General features: G+C 46.1%; 11 protein-coding genes. 8 read left to right on the plus strand and 3 right to left on the minus strand.

Features of this window, described 5'->3' with window-relative positions:
- Positions 1 to 139: 139 nt before the first annotated feature.
- Entirely contained in the window at positions 140 to 769 is a 630-nt protein-coding gene (locus IQ270_RS01900) for a macro domain-containing protein (RefSeq protein WP_193971432.1), read from the minus strand.
- A 230-nt stretch (positions 770 to 999) separates the two neighbouring features.
- On the opposite strand from IQ270_RS01900, the gene crcB reads away from it, so the two are divergent.
- The 7 genes from crcB to IQ270_RS01935 all read left to right on the plus strand — a co-directional run bounded on the left by crcB (position 1,000) and on the right by IQ270_RS01935 (position 9,341).
- Positions 1,000 to 1,398, plus strand: coding sequence for a fluoride efflux transporter CrcB (crcB, locus tag IQ270_RS01905; RefSeq protein ID WP_193971434.1), 399 nt, complete (start codon positions 1,000 to 1,002; stop codon positions 1,396 to 1,398).
- 1,005 nt (positions 1,399 to 2,403) lie between these two features.
- The gene (locus tag IQ270_RS01910; RefSeq protein ID WP_228056003.1) at positions 2,404 to 3,774 is read left to right on the plus strand and encodes a nitrate/sulfonate/bicarbonate ABC transporter ATP-binding protein; all 1,371 of its coding nucleotides are present in this window, start codon (positions 2,404 to 2,406) and stop codon (positions 3,772 to 3,774) included.
- Positions 3,775 to 3,799: 25 nt separating this feature from the next.
- Positions 3,800 to 3,862 (plus strand): hypothetical protein, encoded by a 63-nt coding sequence (locus IQ270_RS32175; protein WP_228056008.1) that lies wholly within the window; start codon positions 3,800 to 3,802, stop codon positions 3,860 to 3,862.
- Between the two features lie 36 nt (positions 3,863 to 3,898).
- Positions 3,899 to 5,635, plus strand: coding sequence for an ABC transporter permease subunit (locus IQ270_RS01920; RefSeq protein ID WP_193971436.1), 1,737 nt, complete (start codon positions 3,899 to 3,901; stop codon positions 5,633 to 5,635).
- Between the two features lie 232 nt (positions 5,636 to 5,867).
- A complete protein-coding gene (locus tag IQ270_RS01925; protein WP_339384208.1) occupies positions 5,868 to 6,755 on the plus strand; it encodes an amino acid ABC transporter substrate-binding protein in 888 nt (295 codons plus the stop codon).
- A gap of 152 nt (positions 6,756 to 6,907) precedes the next feature.
- On the plus strand, positions 6,908 to 8,305 hold the full coding sequence (mgtE, locus tag IQ270_RS01930; protein ID WP_193971438.1) for a magnesium transporter: 1,398 nt from the start codon (positions 6,908 to 6,910) through the stop codon (positions 8,303 to 8,305).
- A 130-nt stretch (positions 8,306 to 8,435) separates the two neighbouring features.
- Complete coding sequence (locus IQ270_RS01935) at positions 8,436 to 9,341, plus strand: hypothetical protein (protein ID WP_193971440.1); 906 nt, start codon at positions 8,436 to 8,438, stop codon at positions 9,339 to 9,341.
- 600 nt (positions 9,342 to 9,941) lie between these two features.
- Here the strand turns inward: IQ270_RS01935 and IQ270_RS01940 are convergent.
- Positions 9,942 to 10,460, minus strand: a complete 519-nt coding sequence (locus IQ270_RS01940) for a hypothetical protein (protein ID WP_193971442.1) — start codon at positions 10,458 to 10,460, stop codon at positions 9,942 to 9,944.
- Between the two features lie 20 nt (positions 10,461 to 10,480).
- Positions 10,481 to 11,563 carry a ParM/StbA family protein gene (locus IQ270_RS31740; RefSeq protein WP_193971444.1) on the minus strand — a complete coding sequence of 361 codons (1,083 nt, stop codon included), beginning with the start codon at positions 11,561 to 11,563 and terminating at the stop codon, positions 10,481 to 10,483.
- 405 nt (positions 11,564 to 11,968) lie between these two features.
- Here IQ270_RS31740 and ftsH2 point away from each other — a divergent pair, with 405 nt between their 5' ends.
- Complete coding sequence (gene ftsH2 / locus IQ270_RS01950) at positions 11,969 to 13,855, plus strand: ATP-dependent zinc metalloprotease FtsH2 (RefSeq protein WP_193971446.1); 1,887 nt, start codon at positions 11,969 to 11,971, stop codon at positions 13,853 to 13,855.
- Positions 13,856 to 13,966: the final 111 nt, after the last annotated feature.

Here is a 13,966-nt window from a genome sequence, read left to right on the forward strand (position 1 = left end):
CCCAACTCGATATCGCGTGTCGGATACCGCCAACTTGTAGGTACGGTTTAGCGCACTTCAATTGCTGACAAGTCGCTGCACCTAAAAACACACAACAAACTTAGTATGTCAAAAATAGCAAATTTTTAGATTTAACTTTTCAAATTTTCAGCGGCCAATCTCCGGCATCGATAGTATATAATAATTTGTGATTTTTTTGGGCGTACAGCCAAGATTCAGGAAACTTGTATTGAGATAGGAGGATCTCTTCGAGGGCGACTTTCATCTGATTGGCGCAGATGTGCGGTGGCACTTTGCCTGTTGCCGTACCCATGTCAGGAATAGCGATCGTTTCAATGATATGTTTGACCGGGGTTCCATCTGCGAGTGTGCCAAATTTTACAAGATTTAAAACAGCCCTGGTTGCTAGATAAACATTTACTGTCTCTGTTAAAATTGTGGGAACGCGCATGATGGGGGCTGCTATTAAATAGGGAACCCGATCGTGATCTGTATCTACAACTTCTGCCGAACCTACTAAGAGTTCGCCGCAGTGGCGAGTCTGAATTAGTTTTTGCAGGCGTTTTTGAACGTGACTTCCAAAATATTCCGAAATTTCTAAATCTAAGCCACCGTCCATGAAACCAAAACTATTGGTAGGACTAACGATAGCATCGCATTTCACCTCAAAGATTGAGCAGCGGTGTATCTTGACGTTTTCAATATTCCCGCAAGTTTTTTCCCAAGCTCTAACTAAGTCATCGTCCGCCGTAGCCAACACAATTTGCATAAATAGTCTCCATATATTTGAATTTTCAACAGCCTGAGCGATCGCCAATTTGATTGTACAATATTTGACATAAGTTCGCTAAACTTTTAACTAATCTCTAAGCTGTTGTACATTTAAACTATATCTAAAAAAATAATAAAACTATTGTGGGTCGTTGCTTCTAGCCCGCCCTCAACATACAATTTAAATGTCCGACAGCTTATGTCAACTCACAAATCTTCAAGAGCTGTATGCTGCAAAACCCCCATCTCCGCCAGGCGATCGCCATTAGCTTCGGTGCAGTTGCCGGCGCTTTGAGCCGATATTATATCACCTTGTGGTTTGCCAACCGCTTCGGCACGGCTTTTCCCTACGGAACTTTTTTTATTAACATGACTGGTTGCTTGGCTATGGGATTTTTTGTCACCCTGGTTTTTGAACGGGTGCCGGCTGTTGGGCCGGAAGTGCGGTTAATTGTAGCGACGGGATTTTTGGGGGCTTATACTACTTTTTCTACTTACGGTTTAGAGGCAAATGTCTTGTGGCGCGATCGATCTTACAGCGTTGCCACTTTTTACTTGGCTGGCAGTGCGATACTAGGAGTAATTGCAGTTCAGTTAGGTGCGCTCATAGCACGAATTTGTAAATAAATAAAAATTGTTTTTTCCAACAAAATGGTTCTAGATATAACCTCATGTTTACATATTTAATTGGGAATTTTTTAAGGCATTCAAAATTTTAGCGATCGCCAGATTCTGGGCATTTAATAATTGGTGTCGGATTCGGGCAGCCTGCGCCAAAATTGTCTAATTTGCAACGGTGGCAGATATTCTAAAAACCTGCTCCGCACCAGCAGTTTGGCGAATTGACTAAGACAAAATCCGGGTTTGCTATCAAAGCATTGTTGAACATCGCCCAGGTATCAGGTAGAGATTAAAGGAGCAGCGAGACAACTCCCTCTCCCAGACTGGCTTCGAGCTAATTTTTAAATTGGCGAATATCAAAAACAGCTCCTCCCAAAAAAACTCAAAAAGCCATTGCCTAAATTATCTAGAAATTATTCTCGGTTGGCAGATATCTTTTCGTCTACTTGATTTGGGAAAGCTGCTCGGAGCGACGGGGATTGTTACAGGATCGTATTCGATAGCGCGATAATTTTTTCATCTCCACAAGCGAGCTAAATCTAGGCGGTAGCAGCATCCAGCAGCAAAACTTAACTTATCTACAGTGTCGGTGAAGAAACCGGGTTTCTGTGGCAATTCTGCCTTTCGTTGACTTTAGCGCCAGAAATCGGGTTTCTGGGATTAGGCATCATTCTAGCGCGATCGCGCCAACAGATAAAATAAGAGTGAAAAATCTCTATCGCCACCCCTTGGCTGGCTATTGATTAAATTAATGCCCAATCTAAAAATCCAGTTTTTTGATAAAACCGGGTTTTGGCGATCGCTCCTCATTTCTGCTTTAATTAACATCTGGCAGATTTTACGCATTCGCGGCAACAGGTCTAGCTAAAAATGAATTTATGGGCTATAGCTATGAGAACCCAAGAATTAATTTCAAAACCGCCGGACGCGGACTCGTGCCTCCAGACAAATATCTGTTGTGCGTTTTCGATATTTTTGTGCTAATGACCAATGACCAATGACTAATGACTAATGACTAAATTTAAACAAAACAGAGGAAGTTTAGTTGTGGCAGCTAAAATAGCAACAGAAAGCCTGATTACCTTAGAAGGCGTTAGCAAGGTTTACCAGCAGCCCAACGGTCAAAAAATATCTATTTTAGAGCCAATTAATTTAGAACTGCGAGCGGGCGAAATAGTAGCTTTGCTCGGCCCTTCCGGTTCGGGAAAGTCAACATTAATGCGGATGATTGCCGGACTGATCCCGCCCAGCAAAGGTCAAGTTCTATATCACAATCGTCCTTTAGTTGGCTTAAATCCAGGGATAGCAATAGTATTTCAAAACTTTGCGCTTTACCCCTGGCTGACGGTACTAGAAAATGTAGAATTAGGCTTAAAAGCTAAAGGAGAATTGCCTGAACCGCGCCGCCAAAAAGCCTTGCGGATGATTGACATTATTGGTTTAGACGGATTTGAGAATGCTTATCCGAAAGAACTTTCGGGTGGGATGCGGCAGCGGGTAGGATTTGCTAGAGCTTTGGCTGTGGAACCAGAATTGCTTTGCATGGACGAACCGTTTTCAGCTTTAGATGTACTAACCGCAGAAAACTTAAGGTTTGAATTATTAGATTTGTGGTTAGAAAAAAAGATTCCGACTAAAGCTGTGTTAATTGTAACTCACGGGATTGAGGAAGCGGTAATTTTAGCCGATCGCATCGTAGTATTGGGACGCAATCCAGGGCGAATTCGCGCCGAACTGACGGTGAGTTTGCCGCACTATCGCGATCGCAAAACAGCCGAATTCCAAGCTATCGTAGACCAAGTTTACAAAATCCTCACCAATCCCGAATTGAGCGACCCCACAGTGGCAGCACCTGCTGAAAGTGCTGCTGTGTCTCAACCTGAATCAGTCCCAACCACCAAATACCAATCTCTGCCGCAGGTGCGAACCGGTGCGATCGCAGGTTTGTTGGAACTCCTAGAAGACCGCAAGGAGAAAGACCTCTACCGTCTCGGTCAAGAATTAATGCTAGAGGTTGACGACATTTTGCCGATCGTCGAAGCAGCCAAATTAATGGAATTCCTAGTAATCAAAGAAGGCGACCTCCTGTTAACACCAGTTGGCATTCAATTCATTGCCGGCGGAATTGACCAGCGCAAAGAAATTGTCCGCAGCCAAATTCTCAGCAACATTCGTGCAGTACAGCAAATTTATAGAATGCTTCAGGCCAAGCGCAACCACCGCATTTCAGAAGAGTTAATTCTGGATATTCTCGAAGTCCACTTTAGCCCGAAAGAAGCAATGCGGCAATTGCAAACCGCTATTGATTGGGGCCGCTATGCAGAGTTGTACAGCTACGACGAACCTGGTGGCGAAATCTTCTTAGAAGTCAGTAGTCAGTAGTCAGTTGGTAGTTGGCAGTAGTCAGTTGGTAGTTGGCAGTAGTCAGTTGGTAGTTGGCAGTAGTCAACAGTCAACAGTTAACAGTTAACAGTCAGTAGTCAACAATTTCCCATCCCCAATTCTTATGACAAGACCTCTAACACCAGCCAATAAAACCATAGAAAGGTCAGCTTGGACTTGGCAAGACGGCTTGCTGATTCTAGCAATCTTTTCTCTAATTTTCCTAATTGTCCAAACAGCTTCTCAATTCAGCAGCGACTACAACCCAAATTTTAAAATTGAGACGGCACTAAATGTCTTGCCAGCATATACAGCCCAGACTATTTTACGGATGGCAGCAGCTTATTTTTTATCACTCCTTTTTACTCTAGTTTATGCTTATTCTGCTTACCGTTTCCCCCTGGCAGCTAAAATTTTAATTCCGTTGTTAGATATTTTGCAGTCGATTCCGGTTTTATCTTTTTTGCCTGGAGTTGTTTTAGCGCTAATGACTTTATTTCCTGGTCAAAGAATCGGCGTAGAACTCGCATCGATCGTTTTAATATTTACTGGGATGACTTGGAATATGACCTTTAGTTTCTATCAGTCGCTTTCCGGCATTCCGCAAGAACTTAAGGAAGCTGCTAGAGTGTATAGGCTCAATGCTTGGCAGCAATTTTGGACGTTAGAATTGCCCGCTGGCGCGATCGGACTGGTGTGGAACAGCGTCATGTCAGTAGCTGGTGGCTGGTTTTTTTTGATGGTGATCGAGTCTTTTACATTGGGCGATAAAAATTTTAATTTGCCCGGACTTGGTTCCTATTTGGCCAAGGCAGCCAGTGAAGGGAATTTTGGGGCGATCGGCTGGGGTTTAGCAGTTTTAATTGGTGTGATTGTAGCGATCGACTTTTTAATCTGGCAGCCTTTGATTGCTTGGGTAGAAAAATTTAAATATCAAGCTGTGGAAGCTGCCAATATACCTCAGTCAAAGGTGTTGGATTTTTTAAGGCGATCGGCGACGCTGCGGGTGTTGAAGTCGCGCATTTCGCCCGTCGGCGACAGTTTCGATCGCTATGTGACAAGAAGTTTTTCACCTGCTAATTTACCCGCAAATGCCATCCCAAAAAACCGGATCGGAAATTGGATAAATTGGCTGTTTGTCAGTGGGTTTGCCTTCATCGTGCTTTGGGGAACTTGGGAAGCAGTGCTGCTACTACAGTTGGTGAGTTTGTCTGACTGGCAAAAAGTCGTGGGAGGTGCATTTTTTACAGCTTTGCGAGTCATTTGCGCTCTATTTTTATCGCTGTTGTGGACAGTACCCCTCGGAGTGGCGATCGGTCGAAATCCGCGTTTAGCCCAGATTTTGCAGCCCTTAGTACAAATAGCTGCTTCTGTACCGGCAACAGCTTTATTTCCTGTATTGCTGCTAGCTTTAATTCACGCTGGAGGCGGATTGCAAATAGGTTCTGTAGCGCTGATGATGTTGGGTACAATGTGGTATTTGCTGTTTAATGTGATTGCGGGTGCTCAATCGATACCTTCAGAATTGTTTGAAGTCGCGCAAGTTTACAAGCTTTCCCTCGTTCAGCGCTGGAAAACTTTAATTATTCCGGGAATATTTCCTTATTTAATTACGGGAATTATTACAGCGGTGGGCGGAGCTTGGAATGCGAGTATTGTCAGTGAATACGTGCAGTTTAAAGGTGAAATAATTAGAACCGTTGGTTTGGGCGAGACGATTTCTGAAGCCACAGCATCTGGCAATTTTCCTTTGCTGTTAGCGGCTACTTCTGTGATGTCGCTGTTGGTTGTATTGACTAACCGTTTGGTGTGGCGACCGCTTTACCGTTTGGCACAAGAAAAATATCAGTTGTTGGTTTAATTCCGGCGGCACTATGATGTCTCGTCGCTCTACAACAATAAAATTGGTGCGATCGTTTTGAATGAAAGTCGTTTGATTGATGATGACTTGCATTCCGATGCGGAGAACACCCGATCGCGCGCCGCAGCGAAAACACCCCGCTCCCCAAAATTATACTTCCAAAATATATTGACAATTTTGGTTTTGTGCGTATGATATTAAAAACCAGCAAAATATCTATTTGAAGACAAAAGTGAACGACAAAAAATACACCAAGAACAGCTTAAATTTGGCTGCGGTCGGCTTCGTATTTTCGATATTGTTTCCCGCAGCTTTACCTGCATTTGCCTCGGCCCAGACAGCACTGCAAGAAATTCGGCAAACAGGCATTCTCAAAGTCGGAATCAGAAAAGATGCCGCTCCCTTCGGCTACTTAGAAGGCGAAAATTGGCAAGGAGTTTGCATCGAAGGCTTAGAACTTTTCCGAGCTGACTTAGAAAAGAAATTAAATCGCTCTGTCCGCTTAGAAAAACTAGAAACAGACCTCAACGAATCGGGCGAAAAAGGGCGATTCCGGAGCGTCGCCAGCCAGCGCGCTCACTTAGAATGCGGGCCCAATACAATCCTCCAAAATCCCCCCAGCGGGATTGCCTATTCGCTGCCCTTTTTATACAGCGGCACGTATCTGTTAGTCAAGCCAGAAAACAAACTGAGAGTCAATCCTTCTGGATTCCTACAAGGTGCGACAATTGGCGTGCTGAGCGGTTCTCTTACCCAACAATTCATTGCAGGCAGATATCAACTAGCCAACCAGCAAATTTATGAAGGTATGGCGGGCCGACAGTCGGGTGTAACAGATGCTGCAGCCGGAAAAATCGATGCCTTCGCCAGCGACGGAATGCTGTTAGTGGGAGAAGCGCTGAGACAGGGTTTAACTCCAAGCCAATATTCTGTGATACCGGAGCAGCCTTTAACTTGTATTTCCTATGGCATGATCCTGCCTGCAGGCGATACAGAATGGAAAGAAACAGTCAACAATTTTATTCGCAATCAAAGTTCGACGAATTTGTTGGAAAAAGTGTTCGGGCCTAATTCTCCTTTCCTACCGATGAGTGTCGCCGATCAAAATAAATGTATTTGAGTCGAAATCGGGTAAGGTGCTGCGTGTCTGCCCTATAAGTAGGGGTAAGGTGCGAATTTCAGGGGAAGTCCGATCTCGCAGCAATCAGTGGTGTCAATAGGCTCTAAACTGGATTCAGGAAGGCGCGCAGCACAGGTTTAGGAGGGTCATCAGTGACAGAAAAAAATTATCAATCCTCTTCGCTTCCCACCTACGCGCGAAAAGAACTGCGGGAATTAGTTCGATCGCAGTTAAGGGCTTTGCTGGAACAAGGAGACTTTAAGGGAGCAAAAGCGATTTTGCATCCGGTGCAGGAGGCCGACATTGCTGAAGCGATCGAAGGTCTGCCAGAAACCATGCAAGTAATAGCTTTCCGGTTGCTTTCCAAAGACGAAGCCATCGGAGTTTATGAATATCTCGACTCCAGCGTTCAGCAGTCCCTCTGCGAAAAATTCAAACGCCAAGAAGTCCTCGATATTGTAGACAAAATGTCGCCGGACGATCGAGCTAAACTGTTTGACGAACTGCCGGCGATATTAGTCCGCCGCCTCTTAGGTCAATTGAGCCCCACAGAACGCGAAGCTACAGCCCAACTTTTGGGTTACGAAGCCAGTACCGCCGGCCGGATCATGACCCCAGAATATATTTCTCTCAAGGAAAGCTTTACCGTTTCCCAAGCTTTAGACCGAATTCGCTCTTTGGCAAAAACTACCGAGACTATTTATTCTCTTTACGTCACCGATGCAGCCCGCAGCCTGACGGGCATTTTATCCTTGCGGGATTTAGTCACTTCTCCCCTGGACAAAACCGTCGGCGAAATTATGACCCGCGATGTAGTTTCTGTTCAGACTGGAACGGATCAAGAAGAAGTAGCTAGGCTGATCCAGCGTTACGATTTTTTAGCAGTGCCCGTTGTAGACCGCGAACAGCGTCTTGTGGGGATCATTACAGTTGACGACGCGATCGACATTTTAGAAGAAGAAGCCGATAAAGATATTTATACCTTGGGCGGTGTCCAGTCCGGCGGCGACAATTATTTTCAGACCGATTTAATCACCGTTGCTCGCAAAAGGGTGGTGTGGCTGTTTGTTCTGCTCTTAACCAATACAGTCACTGGGGCCATTATTAGAGCGCAAGAAGATATTTTGCAGCAAGTAGTCGCCCTAGCAGCCTTTATTCCGCTGCTGACGGGCACTGGAGGCAATGTCGGAGCCCAGTCTTCGACAGTTATAATTCGCGGTTTGAACACTGACGAAATTACAGCGATGGGCCCGTTTAAAGTAATTGTGCGCGAGGGGATGGCGGGAGCGCTTTTAGGAGCTATATTGGGGACTGTAGCGACGGGATGGGCTTACACTCTGCAAGGGAATTTAGCAGTGGCAATCGCAGTGGGAGTAAGTTTGTTGGCGATCGCAATTTTAGCTTCTCTTGCCGGCTCATCTCTACCGTTTCTATTTCGTTCTTTGGGTTTAGACCCCGCTTTAATGTCTGCTCCTTTTATTACCACCGCAGTTGATGTCCTCGGAGTTTTGATTTATTTCAGTTTAGCTAGGCTAATTTTGCAGCTTTAATGTATTTAAGTAGATTGGCATAAATAAACAACCCACAGTAATTTTAAATTCCGCGATGTACAGCCTCCCAATGACCAATGCCCTATGCCTTGCGCGGGCCAATTCCCAATTCCCAATTCCCAATTAAATTATGTCACCCTCCAATTCACCAACTAAAATCACAAATCAAAAATCTAGCAATTTGTTAGAAACTGCTGAGTTGGTTTTTATTGCTGCTGCTGTTGCGGGATTGGCTGCTAGTTTGGTTTGGCAGCAGAGCTTTTATGTCGAAGTGCCTGTAGTGATTTCCCTGGTGTTGAATTTTGTGAACCGGCGGAAGCTGCACGGGCAAGTTAAAGTCAGTACGGCGGCAACGTTCGATCGCGTAAATCAACAAGCAGCTACTACCGATCGCGCGATCGAGCAACTGCAACTTGCTGTAAATACCCTAGACGAAGCTCTCGCCCAAACCTCACGCGAAAATCTGAATGTTGGGCCCGGAGAAAACGTACACTCTCTAATTTCCGCAATTGAGAACCTGCGCCAGCGACTAATAATTTTAGAAAAAACTATTAAAATGATTCAAAGCGAGATCGAAGTCACCAGCCGCCAATTCAAACAGCGGCCGGAATTGCAACAAGTCGAAACTTTGACAACAATCATTCTCGACTTGCAGCAGTTTATCAACGAACTGCCGCAGTGGGGCAGTTTACAGCAGCGGCAGCTAACAGAACTTCAGCAAAAAGTAGACAATGCTTTGGCTGAGCTTTCTCAAGAAATTGCTGCTATTCCCAACCGCGTGCAGGAAGTAGTGGGCGATCGCAATTCTCAACCAGAGAGTTCTGCCGGTCAAAACAATGCCGATCCACCTAAAACCCAGAATGAGAAAATTCGCCAAAAATATCCCAGAGCTTATGTCAAGTGGAGTCAGGATGAAGACGAAAATTTGAAGCAAGAATATGCTAGCGGTCAACAAATTGACGAATTAGTTAAGAAATTTCAGAGACAGCCTGCTGCCATTCGTTCGCGACTGCAAAAATTAGGATTGCTCGAATAATATCAAGGGAATTGGGAATTGGGAATTGGCCCGCGCAGGGCATTGGCCCGCGCAGGGCATTGGGCATTGGTTACGATTTCAAGAAAATTGAGAACCGCTATATCGAGACTAATAACCAACAACCAACCAACAACCAATAACAAATAACCAATAACCAACAACAAATAACCAACAACAAATAACTAAGCAGGGCATTGGGCATTGGTTACGATTTCAAGAAAATTGAGAACCGCTATATCGAGACTAATGACCAATAACAAATAACCAATAACAAATAACCAATAACCAATAACAAATAACAAATAACCAACAACAAATAACTAAGCAGGGCATTGGGCATTGGTTACGATTTCAAGAAAATTGAGAACCGCTATATCGAGACTAATAACCAACAACCAACCAACAACCAACCAACAACCAATAACAAATAACCAATAACAAATAACAAATAACCAATAACCAACAACCAATAACTAATAACAAAACGATCGCCCTTTAGAAAAAAAGAGCGATCGTTTTGTTTATTTATTCAGTAACCACTGTCAACAGCGGGCTACTAACATCACATCTCAAGGATTTATAGCCTTGGTCTACCTCATTCTAGAAATCTTGCGGTAACAAAGAACTTAAACGCTCCAACAAAGGATCGGAATCCCGACGAGGAGCAACCTCAGCATCAGACACTACATTATCATCCGCCACAGAATCAGACTCTATCGGGTCAGGCTCTACTACTTTTGAAACTTGGGCAAAAGAAACTTGAGCAAACTTAGTGTTAACACTCCCCTGCAACTGATCCAACTGGGCGCCGAGTTGACTCAGGTGATGTTCCAGTCCCTCCAAACGGCTTAATTCCTCAGCAGAAACATGGCGCTCAAACTCAGCAAATTTGACCGCAAGTTCAGCAATAATCTGTTCCAACCGCTGAAAGCTATCTGTCGAGCTAGCAGACTCAGAGACAGACAAAAACTGCCACAAAGCTTGCTTGCAGAGATTACTGAAAGTCTGATACTTCGTAAAAGCTAACTCTTTTTCAATAGCTGCCAACAAAGTTTGATCCGCAGCATCTTCCGTAAACGCCACCGAAAAATTAGCCTTATTTTTTGCCCACAGTGCCATAGGGTTCAAGCCTTAATGCGTTACTTAATTGTGGCTAGCTGAGCCTCAGCATAAATAAACTGTCCCAAAGCATTAGCTTTCCGAGAAGGTTGAGCCAAGTGAGCCTTAAGATTGGCGTCTTTGAGCAAAGGTTGCAGCACCTCCCAGAAAAACTCGCCACCGCCACCAGTCAGAACCACATCCGTCACCCGTTCAGGCAGCCACTGCACCAAACGTTCGGACAGTTCGTTAGCAAAAGCTTCCCGCAAATCCTTAATAATCGGATCTAAATTAGTCGGCTTAGTCGCTCCTCTAGGACGGTAGAAACGCTCGCCTTCTGGTTTATTCACCGCTTCTAGTAAAGACAGAGATTGAGGGTCTGCCCCCGGAATTTTTGAGGCAACTTGTTCGTAGAACTTGTTCATGGCGAAAGAATCGCTCTTAGAAGCTGCCCGGGCGAACCGGAAACGATCGACCATTAACAAATCAGTAGTTTGGTGTCCGATATCGACAACAGCCACCGACAGCTCAGGTAAATCCGGCGTAAACTCCTTATTGTCTTGAGCCTCGCACCAAATCAGGCTGCCGAATCCTTCCGGCATCACCCAAACGTGGCGGATGTCAATTTCCACGCGCTCGCCGCGGTACACCACAACGTGGGGAGAGCGCAGTTGGCTGATAATCTCTTCCTTTTCCTTTTCAAACTGATCCTGCGAATAAAAAGGCAAACCCAACACTACTGCCAATTCGCCCTTCATCTGGAAATATCCAGCACAGGAAAAAACCTTAACCAAAGCATCCACTACTTTCGACTGGTCTGCGCCGCCGAGATTAGCGCCAAAGTCCGCAGCCAGTTGACCGATGGCGTATCCTTTGCCTTGATACTCCAGCCACATATCCAACAGAGGGTCTGTTGCTTTGGACTCAAAGCTGCCGCCCCGCACCTTTTCCACTGGCATATTAGCCACGTTGGCGGGGATAAAAACAACGCTGCTCGGGTTGCGACTTACGCAAGCTTTAGTTGCAGTACGACCCAAATCAGCACTAATAATCGATTTGTGAGAAGCGATCTTAGTCTGCTGCGTCAGCATAGCCGAATTAGGAACAAGCTGTCTAGTTGTCATTGAAATGTGTTACCTCACTGAGCCTCACCATTATCATGCCTTATCCCTTGACACTGTCGCGCTTAAAGACAGTCGGTTTTGAGGCGATTCTTTTAACTGTACCTAGATCCGTATTGAAATCAGCACCAAACATTATATTCGGGACGATCGCCCAAACATGAATTTTAGATTTTTGATTTTTGATTTTTGATTTTTGAGGCGGCAACAGGGCTCGCGAGCCGGGGGCTTGCTTCCTGAATGGTTTCGGTCAAGGAGTATTTTCGAGCGATCGCGATCGAAGGCCTGGTTGCCTGAGAGTGCATTGTTAAGTTAAATTTAGTTAAGATTCTGAGTGTAAATTTTTGTCCCACTTTTCCAGCACCCCGATCTAACCCGATCTGTCCCTAATTCAAGGCATCCGCATTTATGAAAATATCTTGGCGAACTATACTACTTTGGACTTTACCCGCCTTAGTCATCGGCTTTTTCTTGTGGCAGGGAGCCTTTGCCCCCTCCCCGGCAGAAATGACCAAGAACACCGCCAGCACCCGCTTAAGCTACGGTCGATTCTTAGATTACTTAAACGCCGATCGAGTCACCAGCGTTGACCTTTACGACGGAGGCCGCACGGCGATCGTCCTAGCAATCGATCCGGAACTAGACAATCACGAGCAGCGGTGGCGGGTGGACTTGCCCTCAAATGCCCCGGAACTGGTTTCTCGGCTCAGAGACTCCAAAATCAGCTTCGACACTCATCCCCTGCGTAACGACGGCGCTGTCTGGGGACTTTTAGGCAATCTAGTATTTCCCCTCTTGTTAGTAGGAGGGCTATTTTTCCTCTTCCGTCGCGGCGGCAACGTTCCCGGCGGCCCCGGCCAAGCCATGAATTTTGGCAAATCCAAAGCACGCTTTCAAATGGAAGCTAAAACAGGCGTACTGTTCGACGACGTAGCAGGCGTGGAAGAAGCCAAAGAAGAACTTCAAGAAGTCGTGACATTTCTCAAAAAACCCGAACGCTTCACCGCAGTCGGAGCGAAGATTCCCAAAGGCGTGCTGCTAGTGGGCCCTCCCGGAACAGGTAAAACCTTGCTAGCAAAAGCGATCGCAGGCGAAGCCGGCGTGCCCTTCTTCAGCATCTCCGGTTCAGAATTTGTGGAAATGTTCGTCGGTGTCGGCGCATCCCGCGTCCGCGACTTGTTCAAGAAAGCTAAAGAAAATGCTCCTTGCATCATCTTTATCGATGAAATCGATGCAGTGGGCCGCCAGCGCGGCGCCGGTATCGGCGGCGGTAACGACGAACGGGAACAAACCCTGAACCAGTTGCTGACCGAAATGGACGGTTTTGAAGGCAATACTGGCATTATCATCATTGCTGCGACGAACCGCCCCGACGTGCTCGACTCAGCGCTGCTGCGTCCGGGACGTTTTGACCGCCAAGTTAGCGTAGATACGCCGGATATCAAAGGCCGCTTGGAAATTTTGGAAGTTCACGCGCGCAACAAGAAGCTGTCGGCAGAGATTTCTTTGGATGCCATCGCCCGTCGCACTCCGGGTTTTACGGGTGCTGATTTGGCTAACTTGCTCAACGAAGCTGCTATTTTAACAGCGAGACGACGGAAAGAAGCGATTACGATGCTCGAAGTTGACGATGCAGTCGATCGCGTGGTAGCAGGTATGGAAGGCACACCGCTGGTGGACAGCAAGAGCAAACGCTTGATTGCTTACCACGAAATCGGTCACGCGATCGTCGGTACCGTGATTCAAGCCCACGATCCCGTGCAAAAAGTTACCTTGGTTCCTCGCGGACAAGCCCGCGGTTTAACTTGGTTCATGCCCAGCGAAGACCAAGGTTTGATTTCGAGATCGCAAATCTTAGCCCGGATTAGCGGTGCTTTGGGCGGCCGCGCGGCGGAAGAAGTAGTTTTCGGCGATGCTGAAGTTACTACCGGTGCCGGCAACGACTTGCAGCAAGTCAGCGGTATGGCGCGGCAAATGGTGACTCGCTACGGGATGTCTACCTTGGGCCCGATCGCCCTGGAAGCTCAGCAAAGCGAAATTTTCCTCGGCCGCGACTACACCGCGCGATCGGAATATTCCGAAGAAATTGCCTCTCGAATTGACGGACAAGTCCGGGAAATTGTCGATCGCTGTTACGAAGATGCTCGCCGAATTATTCGCGACAATCGTAGCGTGGTCGATCGCCTAGTCGATTTGTTGATCGAAAAAGAAACCATCGACGGTGAAGAGTTGCGACTGATCGTCTCTGAATACACTTTTGTTCCTGAAAAAGAACAATACGTTCCTCAGCTTTAACTAGAATATTTAGGGCGAATAGAATTCGCTTCTACACAAACAAAGTCCGCCTACGCGGACTGAAGAAATTCAACCCGCGCAGGCGGGTTTTGTCTGTGTAGAAGCGGTTTC

The organism is Microcoleus sp. LEGE 07076 (assembly GCF_015207455.1).
Lineage (GTDB): Bacteria > Cyanobacteriota > Cyanobacteriia > Cyanobacteriales > Microcoleaceae > Microcoleus.